At 37.5% G+C, this 19,576-nt stretch carries 17 protein-coding genes and 1 other RNA gene; 2 read left to right on the top strand and 16 right to left on the bottom strand.

The features are described from left to right. Positions 1–12 precede the first annotated feature (12 nt). From udk to ACSBRB_RS01080, 12 genes are all read right to left on the bottom strand, one after another. A complete protein-coding gene (udk, locus tag ACSBRB_RS01135) occupies positions 13–636 on the bottom strand; it encodes a uridine kinase (RefSeq protein ID WP_435031237.1) in 624 nt (207 codons plus the stop codon). Continuing rightward, a complete protein-coding gene (locus ACSBRB_RS01130; RefSeq protein WP_435031779.1) occupies positions 633–1,865 on the bottom strand; it encodes a peptidase U32 family protein in 1,233 nt (410 codons plus the stop codon). Before ACSBRB_RS01130 ends, udk begins: the two co-directional genes overlap by 4 nt. 54 nt (positions 1,866–1,919) lie before the next feature. Beyond that, positions 1,920–2,843, bottom strand: coding sequence for a peptidase U32 family protein (locus ACSBRB_RS01125; protein ID WP_435031236.1), 924 nt, complete (start codon positions 2,841–2,843; stop codon positions 1,920–1,922). Beyond that, on the bottom strand, positions 2,840–3,481 hold the full coding sequence (locus ACSBRB_RS01120; protein WP_435031235.1) for an O-methyltransferase: 642 nt from the start codon (positions 3,479–3,481) through the stop codon (positions 2,840–2,842). The genes ACSBRB_RS01125 and ACSBRB_RS01120 overlap by 4 nt, the downstream gene beginning before the upstream one ends. 461 nt (positions 3,482–3,942) lie before the next feature. Beyond that, on the bottom strand, positions 3,943–4,263 hold the full coding sequence (locus ACSBRB_RS01115; protein ID WP_435031234.1) for a DUF1292 domain-containing protein: 321 nt from the start codon (positions 4,261–4,263) through the stop codon (positions 3,943–3,945). Between the two features lie 15 nt (positions 4,264–4,278). Beyond that, positions 4,279–4,707 carry a Holliday junction resolvase RuvX gene (gene ruvX / locus ACSBRB_RS01110; protein ID WP_435031233.1) on the bottom strand — a complete coding sequence of 143 codons (429 nt, stop codon included), beginning with the start codon at positions 4,705–4,707 and terminating at the stop codon, positions 4,279–4,281. Positions 4,708–4,719: 12 nt separating this feature from the next. Further along, the gene (locus ACSBRB_RS01105) at positions 4,720–4,974 is read right to left on the bottom strand and encodes an IreB family regulatory phosphoprotein (protein WP_059107230.1); all 255 of its coding nucleotides are present in this window, start codon (positions 4,972–4,974) and stop codon (positions 4,720–4,722) included. Between the two features lie 79 nt (positions 4,975–5,053). Continuing rightward, positions 5,054–7,684, bottom strand: a complete 2,631-nt coding sequence (alaS, locus tag ACSBRB_RS01100; RefSeq protein WP_435031232.1) for an alanine--tRNA ligase — start codon at positions 7,682–7,684, stop codon at positions 5,054–5,056. Positions 7,685–8,015: 331 nt separating this feature from the next. Beyond that, entirely contained in the window at positions 8,016–10,445 is a 2,430-nt protein-coding gene (gene recD2 / locus ACSBRB_RS01095) for an SF1B family DNA helicase RecD2 (protein WP_435031231.1), read from the bottom strand. A 1-nt stretch (position 10,446) separates the two neighbouring features. Next, on the bottom strand, positions 10,447–11,115 hold the full coding sequence (locus tag ACSBRB_RS01090) for a tetratricopeptide repeat protein (RefSeq protein WP_435031230.1): 669 nt from the start codon (positions 11,113–11,115) through the stop codon (positions 10,447–10,449). Positions 11,116–11,246: 131 nt separating this feature from the next. Then, on the bottom strand, positions 11,247–12,359 hold the full coding sequence (gene mnmA / locus ACSBRB_RS01085) for a tRNA 2-thiouridine(34) synthase MnmA (protein ID WP_435031229.1): 1,113 nt from the start codon (positions 12,357–12,359) through the stop codon (positions 11,247–11,249). Continuing rightward, entirely contained in the window at positions 12,360–13,502 is a 1,143-nt protein-coding gene (locus ACSBRB_RS01080) for a cysteine desulfurase family protein (RefSeq protein WP_435031228.1), read from the bottom strand. Positions 13,503–13,811: 309 nt separating this feature from the next. Between ACSBRB_RS01080 and ACSBRB_RS01075 the strand changes: the two genes are divergently transcribed. After that, on the top strand, positions 13,812–14,813 hold the full coding sequence (locus tag ACSBRB_RS01075; RefSeq protein ID WP_435031227.1) for an LLM class flavin-dependent oxidoreductase: 1,002 nt from the start codon (positions 13,812–13,814) through the stop codon (positions 14,811–14,813). Positions 14,814–15,058: 245 nt separating this feature from the next. Here ACSBRB_RS01075 and ACSBRB_RS01070 read toward each other — a convergent pair whose 3' ends face one another. Further along, entirely contained in the window at positions 15,059–15,244 is a 186-nt protein-coding gene (locus ACSBRB_RS01070) for a CsbD family protein (protein ID WP_059107223.1), read from the bottom strand. Between the two features lie 307 nt (positions 15,245–15,551). Beyond that, positions 15,552–15,971 (bottom strand): cysteine metabolism transcriptional regulator CymR, encoded by a 420-nt coding sequence (gene cymR, locus ACSBRB_RS01065; RefSeq protein WP_059107222.1) that lies wholly within the window; start codon positions 15,969–15,971, stop codon positions 15,552–15,554. Between the two features lie 92 nt (positions 15,972–16,063). Between cymR and ACSBRB_RS01060 the strand changes: the two genes are divergently transcribed. After that, positions 16,064–17,344, top strand: coding sequence for a replication-associated recombination protein A (locus ACSBRB_RS01060; protein WP_435031226.1), 1,281 nt, complete (start codon positions 16,064–16,066; stop codon positions 17,342–17,344). 203 nt (positions 17,345–17,547) lie between these two features. On the opposite strand, the gene ssrS is transcribed toward ACSBRB_RS01060, so the two are convergent. Together ssrS and aspS are read right to left on the bottom strand one after the other, a co-directional pair. Then, positions 17,548–17,737, bottom strand: a non-coding RNA gene (ssrS, locus tag ACSBRB_RS01055) — 6S RNA. Positions 17,738–17,807: 70 nt separating this feature from the next. Then, positions 17,808–19,574, bottom strand: a complete 1,767-nt coding sequence (gene aspS / locus ACSBRB_RS01050) for an aspartate--tRNA ligase (RefSeq protein WP_435031225.1) — start codon at positions 19,572–19,574, stop codon at positions 17,808–17,810. Positions 19,575–19,576 lie beyond the last annotated feature (2 nt).

The raw sequence follows: 19,576 nt of genomic DNA, 5'->3' as shown, positions 1-19,576 counted from the left end.
CCTTTACTTTATTTATTGTTTACTGACTAATGTTTGTATTTTCGTCGTCATAATATCGATAGCAACCTTATTACTGCCACCTTCTGGAATAATGATATCTGCATATTTCTTCGTCGGTTCGATGAATTGATTATGCATAGGTCGAACGACGTTTAAATATTGGTTGATCACTGATTCCATAGAGCGACCGCGTTCTTCTGTATCTCGGATGAGACGTCTGAGGATACGCAAGTCTGCATCGGTATCGACATATATTTTTACATCCATTAAATCACGTAATGTTTTGTTTTCAAGGGTGAAAATACCTTCCACTATGATAACATCTTTAGGTTCAAATGTAATCGTTTCACTACTGCGTGTATGATTGGTGTAATCATATGTCGGTACATTGACGACTTTACCTCTACGCAAGTCCAGTAAATTCGAAATCAAGAGGTCGTTATCGAATGCAAATGGGTGATCGTAGTTGGTTTCCAATCTCTCTTCAAATGTTAAATGAGATTGATCTTTATAATAGTAATCTTGAGCGAGTAAAGCAACGCTATATCCTTCAAGATTTTTCATAATTTCGTTTGTAACGGTTGTCTTCCCAGAGCCTGAACCGCCTGCGATTCCGATTATTGTCGTTCCGTTCATTGTCCAATTTCCTTTCTCATCATATTGTTTGCATAGAGTGGATGTTCGACTTTGATTTGAACGATTTGTAATGGGTGTCGCGCAGCATCTAGCTCGTTACCTTCTTCATCATAAATCGCATCGACGACCTGTCTAAAGGTATCAATTTCTGGACCGTAAAATTCTATTTCTTGTCCTGGTTTAAAATGATTCCGTTGCTGTATCGTTGCGATCTGAGTATTTTCATCATAATCCAATACTAAACCACAAAAATCATATTTAGACATTTTTGATTGTTCTCTTTTACCGAACATTTGCTCTTCATATCCTGGTGTGCCTTCAAAAAAGGCAGGTGCAGTGTCACGATTTGCGCATTTATCTAGTTCAATGAGCCAATTAGGGTCAATCTTAAAGTTGTCAGGATCTGCTGCATACGCATCGATCACTTTTCTGTAAACTGATACAACAGTGGCGATATAATGTATTGATTTCATACGCCCTTCTATTTTTAATGAATCAATACCGATATCCATCATCTTAGGAATTGATTCGATTAATTTCAAATCTTTTGGACTCATCGCAAATGGTGTCACGTCAGATTCATCATACAATAAATCTAGCTCGCCGTCGTCATCAATTTTAAGTAAATCATAGTCCCAGCGACAACTTTGGCAACAGCCACCTCTATTAGAATCGCGTGCAGTCATGTGATTACTTAACGTACAACGTCCTGAATAAGCGATACACATCGCACCGTGAATAAATGCTTCTATTTCAATATCGACTTTATCTTTCATTTCTTGCATTTCCATCGCACCTGTTTCACGTGCAAGCACGACTCGATCCAAGCCTTCTTCTTTCCAAAATTCTACTGCTTTATAATTAGATAATGATTGTTGCGTAGAAAGATGAATCTCTAAACGAGGTGCAACCTTTTTACATGTTTCTATAATTAATGGATCTGCAACGATAATTCCATGTACACCAGCTTGTTCAAGTGACTTGAGGTACGTATCCAAGCCTTCCATATTTTCGTCATGAGCAATAATATTTGTCGTTACATAAATTTTCGCACCGTAACGTTCAGCAAAAGCCACGCCTTCTGCAATTTCTTCTATTGTAAAGTTGTCTGCATTTGATCTCAATCCATATTCTTGTCCACCTAGAAATACGGCATCTGCCCCATAATGAACTGCAATTTTTAATTTTTCAAGATTACCTGCTGGGGCCAATAGCTCAGGCTTTTTCATTTTGGCTTTCGTTGCGACGGGCGCTTTTTCTAACGTTTTCACAGACAATCCTCCTTAATATACAGTTTGTTTATATAAGAAACCTTCATCAAATGGTCGATGTTCTGTTTGAATGGCTTCGATTGGATCTACCAGCATGAATTTTTCATCATCATAAGCTTCTGGATCTTCTTCATAAAGATCGATCGCTTCCCGATATTGTTCCGTGCATACATTGATGTATTCCTCTGTTTGAAGTACACCATCGATTTTCAATGCGTCGATACCGGCTTCAAATAACGGTTCAAGTTCTTCTATTAAGCAAATATCATTCGGTGACATGATATGCGTACCGTTGCAATCTTCAAACACAGGATACATGTTTTCACGCTCTTCATCATATAGTAACAAATCATGGTCGTCATCAGAACGTTGAATTTTCATTTGTCTATCTTGGAATGTATAATAATTACCTAACAGCATACGTTTAGATTGGAACATACACGTCATGCCGTGGACTTGAACTTCAATTTCTACATTAGCATTTGCTTTAATATTCAAGATTTCTTCTAAACTTAATTCTCTTGCAAGCACGGCACGGCTAGCACCTTTTTTACCCCAATAGTTACATTGGAAATAGTTAGTTACCAACGTTTCAGCATCCCAATGAAGTGGGATTGGGTTATCTTCATTTTTTACATACATGACAACAGCAGGATCCCCAAAGATAATGCGATCCACACGTATTTCATGAAGAAAATGTATATAATCTTCTAATGCATTCAAATGATAGTTATGAAAAATACCGTTTACCGCAGCATAAGCTTTTTTTCCGTGTTGATGAATTAAATCAACCGCTTCTTCCATCGCTTCGCGGTTAAATTCACCTGCTAACCGTAAACCAAATTTTTGTTCTCCGATCACAAATGCATCTGCGCCTTTATCGATTAATGTTTCAATATGTTCCAGAGATTTGGGTGTTACTAATAATTCTGTCATACAGACGCTCCTTTTATAGATATTGCTACGCCATCATCCATATTTAAGAAAGTCGTTGCGTATTGAGATTGTTCCATTAACCATTCATTATAAGCATTGATTTTTTTCGCCATTTGACGTTTGTTACGTGACTTGACTTCATCGATATTCGCTACGAAATTGTGATATAACACGTTATCTGTAATAACAAGACCACCTTCACGTAGATATGGTGTATAGCGTTCGAAAAATTTCTGTGACTGTGCTTTTGCTGCATCAATAAAAATCATATCATATGTGCGGTCTGCAACTTGATCCATCACTTCCAACGCATCGCCGTGGATTTGACGAATTTGTTCATCATAATCGAACTGTGTGATGTTTTGTTTTGCCTGTTGCTGCATCGTTTCATCACGTTCAATCGTGGTCACCTCTATATTCGGTGATACAGAAGCAAAATGCATCGCACTATAACCTATCGCAGTACCAATTTCAAGTATGTACGACGTCTTATGCAACCGAATCAGTTGCTTCATTAACTCAAGCGTCAGTTTATCTACAATCGGTACATGATTGTCTTCGGCATAAGGACGCAGTGATTCAATGTCATTATCATTGTGTTGAAGTAGCTCTAATAAATAGTGTTGATTATGGTCCATCTCGTATCTTCCTTTAATATTCAAAATACAATTTAATATAATAAAATAAACCAGCCAAACATTGCTGACTGATTATATGATATCTTTTCATTATCTGTCTTACGTTCACATTCGTGATGTCATCCATGAGCGCAAGACCGCCAAAATTAGGGTGAGCATACAATGGATTAAAGTCTTATTTTAACATTTTTGCTCTTTGGTCATGTCTCAAAACATTGCTCGTACAAATTAACTCTAAACATTTTATCATATTTTCATTTACTTTACTATATTAAATATATCCTAATCGTTAATCTGTTCACATACTTTTTCAAAATCATATCGTTATCCGAACATATCGACATAAAAATAAAAGCGAGCGGAGTAGGAATCTGCATCTGCTCGAAACCTTATTAATAAGATAGTTTCTCACGTTCTGCTTCCTTCTGCTCCGCTCACATTCATTCACACGTTTTTTTGTCTTATGCGTCTTCTTCGTCATCCAATTCAGTGTTGACGATTTCTTCAATCATATTCCATTCTTCATCAGTTTCAACGGGTAACAATTTACCACCGTCACCGCTTTCATCTGTTTCGTTAATCATAGGAATGAGCTCGATTAAATCATCATCGTCCGCTTCTGCGCCTTCTTCTGCAAGAATAACGTATTCCTTTTCGAATTCAGGATGATAAAATTCAAGCATTTTACGATATAAGACTTCATCGCCATTTTCATCGTATAGTGTGAGTAATTCTTCTTCATTATTAACGCGTAATTCTGCATCGTGATTATGTTCAGCCATTGATAATCTCTCCTTTTATTGTATAGAATCTAAATAACCTTGCAGTATAAATACGGCAGCCATTTTATCAATGACTTTCTTTCTTTTCTGTCTTGATACATCAGCTTCTAGTAGTGATCGTTCAGCTGCTTTTGTACTTAAACGCTCATCCCACATGATGATTTCTAAAGTGGGCATTGCTTTTTGCAACTGTTCCTTATATTGTAACGAAGCTTCACCACGAAAGCCAATAGAATTATTCATATTTTTGGGCAGTCCAATGACAACTGTCCCAACATTTTCATTCTCTATGATCTCAACGAGTCGATCAATTCCTAGTTCGTTCTTTTCTTCATTAATATGGAGTGTATCTAATCCTTGTGCGGTCCATCCCATCAGATCGCTAATTGCTATGCCTACAGTTTTACTTCCAACATCTAATCCAATAATTTTTTGCTTTAACATATAATCCTATTTCTAATTTTGTTTTAAATAATGTGACACGAGTTCTTCCATAATGTCGTCACGATCAATACGTCGAATTTGATTTCTAGCTTCATTATGACGTGGAATATAAGCGGGATCTCCAGAAAGTAGATAGCCTACGATTTGATTGACCGGATTGTAACCACGTTCTTCTAGCGTTTGGTAGACATTAAGAAGTACTTTTTTGACTTCGTCTTTTGGAACTTCTTCATAATCAAATTTCATTGTTTTATCAAAGTTTGCCATATTAACACTCCTTTATAATGCATAAGAATGATACGCATATATTTAACACGTCTCCATTTTACACGAGACGGATAGAGAGTTATAGCGATTTAATATAATTTTTAATGAAACGTAATGATTCTGTTATGTTCTCAGGTTGGGAACCGCCACCTTGTGCCATATCAGGTCGTCCGCCACCTTTACCGCCTACAACAGGCGCCATTTCTTTGATAATGTCACCGGCTTTAATTTGGTCTGTTAAATCTTTTGGAACCGTTGCTATTAATGATACTTTACCACCGACATCACTTACTAAGATGATGATTGTATCTTGGAGTTTAGATTTAAAGTCATCCATCGTTTCTCTGATGGCTTTACTATTAGCGACTTCAACTTGTGTTGCGAGGACTTTGAAGCCATTTATTTCTTCAACTTGACCTTGAATGTCACCCATTTTCAGGCTTGTTATTTCTTTATTCAACTGTTCCACTTGTTTTGATAAATCTTTGTCATGCTGTTGAAGTTGCGTTATTTTATCGTAAACTTGGTCGTCAGCTTTGGCTTTAACTTGTTGTTTAACAGCGTTGAATTTGTCCTGAATAGATTCTAAGTATAAGAATGCAGCCTTACCTGTGAGTGCTTCGATACGACGGACACCTGCACCTGTTCCTGATTCACTCATGATTTTGAATAAACCAATTTCAGACGTATTACTTACGTGGATACCACCACAAAGTTCAATAGAGAATGGTGACATATCTACGACACGAACAATATCGCCATATTTTTCACCGAAAAGTGCCATCGCACCCATTGCTTTTGCTTCATCGATTGGCATCTCTTTGATTGATACATCTAAACTATTCCAGATTTCTTCGTTAACACGGCGTTCTACTTGATCAATTTCTTCTTGTGACATCGGACCAAAATGAGAGAAGTCAAAACGTAAACGATCAGGTTCTACTAATGAACCAGCTTGGTTAACATGATCACCTAAAACCTCTTTAAGCGCCGCATGTAATAAGTGAGTCGCGCTGTGGTTTTTCTTAATAGAACGACGTTCATCGTGATTGACAGTTGCTTTAACTGCACTACCTGTTTTCACTTGGCCAAATTGAACTTCACCTTTATGCAGATTTTGTCCATTCGGTGCTTTCGTTACTTCAGTTACTGCAATTTCAAAGGCATCACTTTGAACCGTACCTTGGTCTGCAACCTGTCCACCGCTCACTGCATAAAATGGTGTTTCACTCAATACGAAATAGATAACTTGGCCAGCTTCAGCTTGATCCACTGCTTCACCATTGTAAATGATGTCTGTCAATGTTGTGTCATGATCCATCACGTCGTAACCCACGAATTGACTATCAGTTTGGATATTTTTCAATACTTCACTTTGAACTTGCATAGATTGTGAATTTTGACGCGCTTGACGTGCACGTTCACGTTGTTTATCCATTTCAGCAGCGAATGTATCCATATCAATGGTTAGTCCTTCTTGCTCAGCGATCTCTTCAGTGAGTTCGATTGGGAAACCATACGTATCATAAAGTTTAAACGCATCTTTACCGTCGATTTCACTATTTGTTTCTTTCGCGTTCACAATGTGTTCATTGAGGATAGCTAAACCATCTTCAAGTGTTTCATGGAAACGCTCTTCTTCTGATTTAATCACACGTTTGATAAAGTCTGCTTTTTCTTTCACGTTTGGATAGTATGGTTCCATAATATCAGCGACAATATCAACCAATTGATATAAGAATGGTTCATTGATATCAAGGGATTGACTAAAACGCACGGCACGACGTAGTAATCTTCTTAAGACATAGCCACGTCCTTCATTCGCAGGCAACGCACCGTCTGCAATTGCAAATGAGATCGTTCTAATATGATCAGCGATGACCTTAAATGCAATGTCATACGTATCATTTTCTAGATATTTTTTATCCGCCATTTTTTCAACTTCATGAATAATTGGCATGAATAAATCTGTTTCATAGTTAGTACGCACATCTTGAGAAATAGAAGCCATACGTTCAAGACCCATGCCAGTATCAATGTTTTTATTTGGTAGCGGTGTATACGTATGATCTTTATTATGATTGAACTCACTAAAGACTAAGTTCCAAATTTCTAGGTAGCGTTCATTTTCGCCACCTGGGTACATTTCTTCTTCTGGATCATCTGCACCGTATTCAGAACCACGATCATAGAAAATCTCAGTGTTTGGACCAGATGGTCCTTCACCGATATCCCAGAAGTTTCCTTCAATACGGATGATACGGCTTTCTTCAAGTCCGATATCTTCGTGCCAAATGCGGTAAGCTTCTGTATCTTCCGGATGAATTGTAACGTATAGACGTTCTGGTTCAATTGCCATCCATTTCTCGTCTGTTAAGAATTCCCACGCATAGATAATCGCTTCATTTTTGAAGTAATCCCCGATTGAAAAGTTACCTAACATTTCAAAGAATGTATGGTGACGTGCAGTGAATCCTACGTTTTCAATATCGTTCGTACGAATTGCTTTTTGTGAATTCACAATACGAGGTAAGCGTGGCGTTTCACGACCATCAAAATATTTTTTTAGTGTCGCCACACCTGAATTAATCCATAGTAATGAATCGTCATCGATTGGAACGAGTGAAGCAGATGGTTCAACCATATGACCTTTATCCACGAAAAAGTCAATAAAATTTTGTCGTATCTCGCTCGCTTTTAAGTTTTTCATTCTTTTCTCATCCTCCATTTTTTACAGCATAAAAAAATGCTCATCCTCACTGAAGGGACGAACATTCGCGGTACCACCCTAATTATAAGTCGTGACGTCAATACGCCTCAAACTTATCTCTCATTAGTTATTTATGAATTTGACATCAAGTAGCGTTCAACTTCACTAGCTGTATCTCTCAGCAACCGATACATCTCTGTGCGCGTAGTAAAAGTTTACTCGTCTTCATGTTTTGATCTCATTTGTCTGATGCGTTTATGCTTTCAAATACATCAATATCTTTATATAAATCAATTTTATAGTCTTATTGTATTGATTTTCTAGCTTAAAGTCAATCATCATTAAAGTCATAAGGCGTAACTTTTCCTATGTTAATCATTGGATCGATACTGAACATATTCGTTTCCGTCAATACAAAGTTAGCTTCTTGTGTCGGGGTCTCAGCATCATCACTTTCTTCTTCCGTGGCTACTGAATCACTTTCTTCTGAACTATTGTCTTCCTCTTCACCGAAGTATTGTTTTAAGAATGTACAGAGTTGTGTCATCCGAGCTTTTCCTTCTGTATTCAGGCCAATGTCAAAGGCTTGAGGATCACCAAGTAACACGAGTGATTGTTTCGCTCTCGTTAAACCTGTATAAAGAATCGGTTTTTGCAACATCCGATAGTATTGTTTCACCATCGGCATAATAACGATTGGAAACTCCGAACCTTGTGACTTATGAATTGAAGTACAATAAGCATGGGTTAATTCCATTAAATCTTGACGTGTAAACGTAATTTCATTACCTTCAAAATCAACGACTAACACGTCTTTATTCAATGCGTTCTCTTTAGCCCAGAACACACCAACGATAACACCAATATCACCGTTAAAGATGTTATCGTTTGGTCGGTTGACGAGCTGCAATACTTTATCGCCTTTACGAAAGACCACATCACCAAACTCGATTTCACGTGAGTCTTTCGCTTTCGGATTTAAAATGTCTTGTAGTACTTTATTGAGCTTTTTAATCCCTGCTGAACCTTTATACATCGGTGCCAATACTTGTATATCACTCATATCGTAACCTTTCGTCACAGCATTCGATACGATTTGTTCGACGACGTTAGGAATTTGTTCTGCACCACATCTGATAAAATTCCGATCGTGATATCGTTTTGTAATATCAATCGGTTGTCCAAGTTTAATATGATGCGCGAGTTCAATAATACTAGACCCATCTTGTTGACGATATACCTCTGTTAGATTCACACGTGGTACGACTTTCGATTCAATTAAATCTTTGAATACTTGCCCTGGACCGACAGAAGGCAGCTGATCTTCATCTCCGACAAAAATGATTTGAGCATCTAACGGGACTGCGCTCATAAATTGATGGAACAACCATGTATCTACCATTGACATTTCATCAATAATTATCAAACGAGCGTTGATCTCATGGTCTAAAATATCTTCGGGTTGTGTATCTTGATTCCATCCGATTAAACGGTGAATCGTCATCGCTTCTAATCCTGTCGCTTCGGCTAATCGTTTGGCAGCTCTACCTGTAGGCGCTGCGAGCACCACCGGATAATCATCTTCATTATAATCATCGTAGTCGAGTGAAATACCATGAACTTCTGCATAAAGATCAACAATACCTTTGATAACTGTCGTTTTACCCGTACCAGGGCCACCTGTGAGTAACATGACCTTCGTATTTATCGCGGTTTGTAATGCTTCTTTTTGTAAAGCGGCATAACTCACTTCTTGTTGTTCCTCAATTTCTCCGATATGTAATTGTAAATCTGATAATTCAAATTCTGTCATTTTATGTGTATAACTAAAGACGCGGTAAAGTGTTTGGACACTCTTTAATTCAGAGTAATAGAGGCTAGGTATGGCCAGTTGATCTTCGTGTTCAATTAATTTGGATTCCTCAATCAACTCTTGAGTCATACTTTCAACTAACGAAGCTTCAATCGTTTCTTCAGGAGGTTGAGACAACATATCTTGCGTCATTTCATAAACATAAGACGTTGGAAGGCAGGTATGGCCTTGTTTCACACATTCTTCTTCTAGCACATAAAGTAAACCTGCTTTAATGCGCTCTGGATCGTCGAAAGCAATGCCGATATTGCGTGCGAGCGTATCTGCTTTATTAAATCCGATCCCTTTCACATCATAAACTAATTGATAAGGCTTTTTCTCTACGATTTCTAACGTATCACTCATATATGTTTGATAAATATTCATTGCTAATTTAGGTCCAAAACCTAAATCATGGAGTCGGATAATGATTTTCTCTGTTTCTTGGTTTGAGTTAATTTGTGCAGCAATTTGTTGTTGTTTCTTTTTAGAGAGCCCAGGCACTTTAGACAGTAATGTTTCATCGTTCAATATGTCGTTAATGGCATTTTCCCCTAGTGCATTGACAATACTTTGAGCTGTTTTTTTGCCTACACCTTTAAAAAGATCACTAGATAAATAACTGATTATCGCTTCTTTCGTTTGAGGTAGTTCCTTTTCAAACGTTTCAGCTTTCAATTGTTTACCATATTTAGGGTGATTAACAATTTGCCCTTTGAAAGTATAAACATCGCCTTCTACAATGTCAGGAAAGAACCCTACAACCGTTGGCGTTGAGTCAAACGTTTCATCTGATTCAATCGGCTCTACTTTTAACACAGTATAAAAATTATCTTTATTTTGGAATACAATTGTGTCGACAGTGCCTTTCACTGTCGTTTGCTCGAACAATGTAGGGCCTTCCTTCATGTTAGTCCTCCTCTTCAGCTAATTGTTCAAATGTTTTAATCGCATGTTGACTCATGACATGTTTAGGGTCAATATCAACTGCTTGTTTAAAATATGGCATCGCTTGCGTTGTATCTTCCGTTAACATGTATGTTGCTAAGCCTAAATTGTAGAGTGCGTCGACATGTTCACTGTCTATTTCTAAGACCAATTTAAGTTGTTTTACTGCCGCTTCAAACATTTCTAAATGGCATAACACCAAACCGTATTGGAATTGTACTTCCGCATCTTTATTGGGTTCTAATTCAGCTGCGGTCATTAGAAATGGCATCGCTTCTCTGAAAGCGCCCAACTGATTAAATGACATACCAATCATATAGTTCGCGTCTACTTTTTCTATATTGAATTGAAGTGCTTGTTGATACAATTTAATCGCTTCGTTAAAGCGGCCTTCATTGTAATAAACATTCGCCAAGTTATAATAAATCGCACCATTCTCAGGATCTAATGTAATCGCACGTTGGAAGAATCGTTCTGCGTGTTCTACTTCACCCGCTTCTGCGATCAAAATACCTGCATTAATATAATTTTCGACTTCTTTTGGATTTGCTTCAATGTTATCAAAGAGCGATTGTAATGCCTCTTCAACCTTGCCATCTTTGATTAATTGATAAATCTGTTGTTGTTCCACTGAAATACCTCATTTCTTACATTTCATTATAACATGCACTTAAACACATGTGTGAAAAGACAAAACAGGACAAGACTGTTTGATTGTCTCGTCCTATTTATGAAGCTTACATTTAATTTTACATACACAACTTATAATACATAACTGAGTTGACCAGAGTTTTTATAGACTACATCGATTGTTGCACCACCTAGGCACACATCTCCATCATAAAAGACCACCGCTTGTCCTGGTGTAATGGCACGAACAGGTTGATCAAATGTGACGCGTAAGGCTTTGTCATTTTCTCGTTGAACAAAAACTTTTGTATCTTTTTGACGATATCTAAATTTCGCTGTGCATTCGAAGCCCTGTTCTAGGTCGACCGGATTAACAAAAGAGTAATCAGATGCGATTAAATAATCACTATATAGTGCATCATGGTCAAAACCTTGTTCCACATAAAGCACATTGTCAGCTAGATTTTTACCAACGACGAACCATGGATCTCCATCGCCTCCGATGCCTAAACCATGACGTTGACCAATGGTATAGTACATTAACCCACTATGCATGCCTTTTTTCTCACCGCTAAGTGTACGCATTTCACCGGATTGTGCAGGTAAATATTGAGATAAGAATGATTTAAAATTACGTTCCCCAATAAAGCATATACCGGTTGAATCTTTTTTCTTAGCAGTTGCTAAATCTTGTTCTTCAGCGATGCGACGCACTTCTTTTTTATCCATGTCTCCGATTGGGAACATCACATGAGATAACTGTTCTTGGGAAAGTTGGTTTAAGAAATACGTTTGATCTTTATTATTATCTACACCACGTAACATTTCAACGTGTCCATCATCATGGCGACGAATACGTGCATAATGACCTGTTGCTACGTAATCAGCACCTAGTTTTAAAGCGTGTTCTAAGAAAGCTTTAAATTTAATTTCTTTATTGCACATCACGTCTGGGTTTGGCGTACGTCCTTTTTTATATTCATCTAAGAAATAAGTGAACACTTTATCCCAATATTCTTGTTCAAAGTTAACAGCGTAGTATGGTATACCAATCTGATTACAAACTTCGATTACATCATTATAATCTTCTGTTGCGGTACATACACCATTTTCATCTGTATCGTCCCAGTTTTTCATGAATATGCCAATGACTTCATATCCTTGTTCTTTTAACAAGTAGGCAGTCACAGAACTGTCTACGCCACCAGACATGCCTACAACTACTCTTGTATCTTGATTTGACAATTAATTAACCTCCCTAAATCGATGATATATTTTATGGATTTCTGCAGCTACCGTCTTAATTTCTTTTTCAGTCGTTAATTCGTTAAAGCTAAAACGCACAGAATGGTTTGCGCGATCTTCATCATTGTACATCGCTGTTAATACGTGAGACGGTGTCATTGATCCTGCGGTACATGCTGAACCCGCTGAAACATATACTTGTGCTAAATCTAATAATGTGAGCAACGTTTCTACATCTATAAATGGAAAATATAAGTTAACCACATGTCCTGTGGCATTCGTCATAGAACCATTCAGTTCAAATGGAATAGCTCTTTCTTGTAAAGTGACTAAAAATTGATTTTTTAAATTCATTAAATGTACATTATTCTCATCCATATTGCTAACAGCTAAGTTCATCGCCTCAGCTAACCCAACAATTTGCGGTAAGTTTTCAGTACCTGCGCGACGTTTGGTTTCTTGTTCGCCACCAAACTGACTATATTGAATCGGCGTTTCGGCTTTAACATAAAGCACACCTACACCTTTAGGACCGCCAAACTTATGTGCCGTGATACTCATAGCGTCGATATTAAAATCTTCCATATTAATGTCTAAATGTCCCACGGCTTGTACTGCATCGACATGTAATAATGCGTTAGATTCAGACACGATTTGATCGATGTCATACATAGGTTGCACCGTGCCGACCTCATTATTGACAAACATGATTGAAACAAGTGTAGTCTCAGGGGTTAGCGCTTCGCGTAATTGATCTAAATCGACGATGCCCTCTTCATTCACATCTAAATACGTTACGTCAAACCCTTCACGTTCTAATTGTTCGAACACATGGAGTACTGAATGATGTTCTATTTTAGTCGTGATGAGATGCTTACCCTTTGCTTGATTAGCATATGCGATGCCCTTAATCGCAGTGTTACTAGATTCAGTTGCGCCACTCGTAAAGATAATTTCTTTAGGTGAAGCACCAATCAATTTCGCAACTGTACGACGGGATTCATCTAAATACTTACGTGCATCTCTTCCTACCGTATGGATCGAAGAAGGATTACCGTAATGACTTTGATAAATATTCATCATTTTGTCTATGACTTCCGGACGCACTGGCGTCGTCGCTGCATAATCAAGATAAACTTCCATGGGTTTGACACTCCTCATTTTTAAAATCATTATCCCTATCATAGCACCATATATATGAATTTTCTAGTTGACAGTTTATGAATAAATAGATTAAAAAAGATGTTTAACTGTACGATTCACCATTCTAAAATTGCTTATATTTTAACCATTCATGAAAGATACATTATAGTATTTATATTTAAATTGCCATTTTTACACTTGTAAAATTTTAACAGAAATTATGCAGAGTGCAAGAGTGAGCAATATTTTACGGGTGGCAACATTTCATTGTTATAATTATAATAATTGTAGAAGAAGGAGTGTCATTGAATGGAGAATTTGAAACTTTCTGCGCTTAATCTTGTTCCTGTACGTGATGGACAAGATGATGCAGATGCTTTAAACGATATGGTATCTCTCGCACAACACCTTGATGACTTAGGATATGAACGTTATTGGATTGCGGAACACCATAACGCCCCTAATTTAGTTAGTTCTGCCACAGCTCTATTAATTCAACACACCTTAGAACATACCGATCATATACGTGTGGGTTCTGGCGGTATTATGTTGCCCAACCATGCACCTCTCGTTGTCGCAGAACAATTTGGAACGATGGCAACACTATTTCCTAACCGTGTAGACTTAGGTTTAGGACGTGCGCCTGGTACAGATATGATGACCGCAAGTGCACTACGTCGTGATCAACACAATGGTGTGTATCAATTTCCTGAAGAGATAGAAGAACTTCAAACCTTCTTCAGTCCTGAAAATAAACAAGCTTATGTCAGAGCTTATCCAGCTGCAGGAAAAGATATTCCTTTATATGTATTGGGATCTTCAACTGACTCAGCGCATTTAGCAGCTCGAAAAGGATTACCTTATGTCTTTGCTGGACACTTTGCACCACAACAAATGAAAGACGCAATTCAAATCTATAAAGAATTATTCCAACCTTCTGATGTGTTAGATCAACCTTATATGATTGTCTGCTTAAATGCGATTGTTGCAGAAACGGATGAACAAGCTCAATACTTAGCCTCTACACAGGCACAAGTGATGATTAGTATTCTTCGTGGTAAAATGCAACCTGTTCAACCACCCACAGAAGATTTACGTAGTGTGCTTACTGAAAGAGAATATGAACTTGCGCAACAACGTTTCCGTACTTCATTGATTGGTTCAGAGGATACGGTCAAAGAACAATTAAATGCATTTATGGATCATTATGGTTCTTTCGATGAATTAATGGTTGTCAGTTATATTTATGATCAAGATCTACAAAAAGAATCATACAGTCGTTTAAAACGTGCATTAACTGATGAAAAATAAAGTTAAGAAATAGAAATTAGTTAAAAATGAAGAAGTCCGTTTATACAAAATCGAACAATTTGTATAAGCGGACTTTTTCATTCGTAATACAAAATTTAAGAGGCTAGAACGCAATAGGTTCTAGCCTCTCAATTCATACAGTCATTCAATTTGTATTCACGTTGTTTTTTAAAATCAATGATTTAATCATCGAGGCTACTTCAAATATAAAATAACTCTATGATTTTTTGGTCAGTAAGCTAAAATTATTTTTTGAATTTATCAATAACGTCGTTAGCTTTTTCTTTTACGTTGTCAACGACTTCTTTAGCTTTACCAGAAGCTTTGTCTTCTTTACCTTCTTTTTCTAAATCTTTATTGTTAGTTGCGTTACCAACTGTTTCTTTCACGTTACCTTTTGCTTGTTCTAATTTTTTGTTTTCCTCTGCCATAAGTAATTCCTCCTTTGACTGTATATACAGATAATACCACAGCCATTGAATGTTAAACATAATTTTTAATTCTTTATTTATCAATTTTTTATGATCTTTCATTAAGTAATTATAACTTACACATTTTCTCTTAAAAAATCAACTAAAAACATTCAAATTTACATGTTTTTAACGCAAATATTAAAAAGTGTAGTTACTTGATTACTTAACCATTCAATTACTAAGTATGCATCGTTAAAAAGGTACCTTTCGAGCAAAGTTCATTGAATATGGGTAGTTTATATAATCGAGTTGAAGATGTCAACATTTAAATGTAAAACATGTAGCCATCGAGATTATCTGTTTCTTTATAATCAACTAAATCTTTTAACGTCGTATTATCTAATACATCTCTCACTGCATCTCTCATGCGAATCCAGAGTTCTTTTTGTGCTGGGGGTTCCGAATCGATACTTTCGACAAAAGTAATCGGTCCTTCTAATAAACGAATGATATCACCAGCTGTAATGTCTTCTGCAGCTATTCGTAATTGGTAACCGCCTTTAGCACCGCGTACACTTCTGATGAGCCCTGCATTTCTTAAGGGGCCTACAAGTTGTTCTAAATATAAATCACTAAGATTGTTTTCTTCGGCTATAGATTTTAATGATATACAACCTTGCCCTTCTTTTTTGGCTAAGGAAATCATTAATGTTAATCCATATCTCCCTTTTGTTGATATCTTCATTATATAACCTCTCTAACTGTCTTATTTTAAAACTATTTATTCCCATTCTATCATTTTTTACGTTAATATAGAATGAGAAAGGTGTGAACGAAGTGACTAATGAACCACTTGCATTTCGAATGAGACCGAATAACATTGATGAAATCCTCTCACAACAACATCTCGTAGGACCTAAAGGAATCATACGACGAATGGTTGAAACAGAACGCTTATCATCAATGATTTTCTATGGTCCGCCAGGTATTGGTAAGACGAGTATCGCTAAAGCGATCTCTGGGAGTACGAAAAGTAAATTCAGACAACTGAATGCCGTAACAAATACTAAAAAAGATATGCAATATATCGTAGAGGAAGCTAAAATGTCAGGTCAAGTCGTCTTATTACTCGACGAAATTCATCGACTTGATAAAGCGAAACAAGACTTCTTATTACCTCATTTAGAAAGCGGCAAAATTATCTTAATCGGAGCAACCACTTCCAATCCTTATCATGCCATTAATCCGGCCATTCGTTCAAGAGCACAAATCTTTGAACTCTATCCATTAGAAGATGATGATATTCGCACCGCTTTAGATCGCGCATTAGAGGATGAAGACCGTGGATTAGGTCAGTATCAAGCAACCGTTGACGAAGATGCGATGGAATATTTTTCTACTCAAAGTCAAGGTGACGTCCGCAGCGCGTTAAACGCCTTAGAACTCGCTGTATTAAGTGCGGATGAAACAGATGGTACCCGTCATATCACCCTTCAAGATGCGAAAGATTGTCTGCAAAAAGGCGCGTTCGTCAGCGATAAAGATGGCGATATGCACTATGATGTGATGAGCGCATTTCAAAAATCAATTAGAGGGAGTGACGTCAACGCTGCCCTTCATTATCTCGCACGTTTAATCGAAGCTGGAGACTTACCAACGATTGCGCGTCGATTACTCGTCATCAGCTTTGAGGATATTGGATTAGCTTCACCGAATGCAGGTCAACGTACACTTGCAGCAATTGAAGCAGCGGAAAGACTTGGATTCCCAGAAGCACGTATACCACTCAGTCAAGCTGTGATAGAACTTTGTCTCTCACCCAAATCAAACTCAGGTATTTCAGCCATCGATGCAGCACTCAGTGATATCCGTAAAGGCAATGTCGGTCAAATTCCCGATCATCTTAAAGATGGTCATTATTCCGGCGCGAAAAAACTCGGCCGTGCGATTGGGTATAAATATCCGCATAACTATGATAATGGTTTTGTGCCACAACAGTACTTACCTGATAAATTGAAAAATAAAATTTACTACGAACCTAAAACGACGTCTAAAAGCGAACAGCAGTTCAAAACGATATATGATAACTTAATGCAATCACAAAAAGAAAATAACTAACACTCAATTGAGGTAAAAATATACATCTTAACGTAATTAAAAAAGAGAGTCTATCGTTTCTAATGATAGGCTCTCTTTTTCGGTTTAACTAAACAAAGCATGATTTTCTCAAAGAAGAAAGAAGTAAATATATGAGTGTATTCAACTGCTCCTTTTTTAAAATCACCATAAAAAAACACGTAAGGCAAAAGCCTTACGTGCCGATAGACTCCGTTGATGCCGTAGTTGTAATAGCTTGATCATTCGGCCTGCTGTGTACAGGTGAGTGCCCTGTTTCTTGGTTTGCAAGTCCTCAATGTGAGGCATGTGCGCCGCAAGAAAACCTATTGGGCTCCCGGATCAAAGAGTGTTAGGCCCAAATAAAAAGCAAACTTACGAACACTACAGATATCTATCTTGTGCCTATCATCATAACACATACAGCCACATAAGCAAGAAATAAAGCCCTGAATTTAGTGTCTAATTAGTGTCTAATGCGTAATGATAATTCTTGAAGTTGCGCATCAGAAACTTCCCCTGGTGCATCAGTTAAGAGACATGTTGCAGAGGCTGTTTTAGGGAATGCAATCGTATCTCTTAAGTTAGTACGTCCTGTAAGCAACATAACTAATCGGTCTAGTCCTAATGCAATACCGCCATGTGGAGGAGCGCCGTATTTAAATGCATTGAGTAAGAAGCCAAATTGTTCTTGTGCTTGTTCTTCTGTAAATCCGAGCACTTCAAACATTTTAGATTGTAATGCTCTATCGTGGATTCTGATTGAACCACCGCCGAGTTCATAGCCGTTGAGCACGACGTCATACGCATTTGCTTGCGCATTTTCAGGTTCATCATCTAATTTTTCGATGTCTTCTGGTTTAGGTGAAGTAAATGGATGGTGTGCTGCCACATAACGTTGTGCTTCATCATCATATTCTAATAATGGCCAGTCAGTCACCCATAAGAAGTTTAATTTTTCAGGGTCGATTAAGTCTAAATCTCTCGCAAGTTTTTGACGTAACGCACCTAAACTTTGTGCAACCACATCTTTACTATCAGCGACGAATAAGACTAAGTCGCCTGCTTTTGCACCTGTTAATTGTTTCAATGTTTCAATATGTTCGTCTTCAAAAAATCGTGCAATTGGGCCACTTAATCCGTCTTCAACGACTTTTACCCAAGCTAATCCTTTTGCACCATAGATGTTTACAAACTCAGTTAAGCCATCGATATCTTTACGTGTATATTGATCTGCTGCACCTTCAGCAACGATTGCTTTGACTTGGCCACCGCTGTCCACTGCGCCTTTAAACACTTTAAAGTCCATTGTGTGACCTAATTCTGATACATCAATCAATTCCATACCGTAGCGTGTATCTGGTTTATCTGAGCCGTAGCGTGCCATCGCTTCATCATAAGTCATGCGAGGGAATGGTGTAGGAATGTCTTTCCCTTTCACATCTTTCACGACTTTTTGAAGCATTGCTTCACCCATTTCAATCACGTCTTCTTGATCGACAAAGCTCATTTCCATATCCACTTGTGTAAATTCTGGTTGACGGTCTGCACGTAAGTCTTCGTCACGGAAACATTTGACGATTTGGTAATATTTATCAAAACCACTAATCATTAACAATTGTTTAAAGATTTGTGGTGATTGAGGCAGTGCATAGAATTTACCTTCATGTACACGAGATGGTACGAGATAGTCGCGTGCACCTTCTGGCGTAGATTTTGTTAATACTGGAGTTTCAATATCGTAAAAGCCTGATTCATCAAGATATTGACGAATAGAACGAGTGATTTGATGACGCATTTTGAACGTTTGGGCCAATTCTTGACGTCTTAAATCTAAGTAACGATATTTCAATCGAATATTTTCATCTACGTTTTGATTTTCTTCGTTAATCGCAAACGGTGGTGTTTCAGATTTGTTAATAATTTCGATGCTTGAAACTTGGACCTCTACTTGACCAGTAGGAATTTTAGGATTCACTGTTTCTGCATCTCTTTTTTTAACGATACCAGTTACTTCTACGACATATTCAGAACGAATAGATTCAGCGACTTCGAGCGCTTCTTTTGAAAATGAAGGGTTAAAAACAACTTGTACAAAACCTTCACGGTCACGTAAGTCTACGAAAATAAGACCGCCAAGATCACGACGATTGTGTACCCAACCTTTCAATGTCACTTCTTCATCTAAATACGATTCTGTTATTAATCCGCAATACGTTGTGCGTTTACTCATTT

It is taken from the genome of Staphylococcus auricularis, assembly GCF_051172115.1.
In the GTDB taxonomy this organism is placed as follows: domain Bacteria; phylum Bacillota; class Bacilli; order Staphylococcales; family Staphylococcaceae; genus Staphylococcus; species Staphylococcus auricularis_A.
The sequence above is the reverse complement of the archived record's forward strand: the minus strand, read 5'-3'. Positions and strand labels throughout refer to the sequence as shown.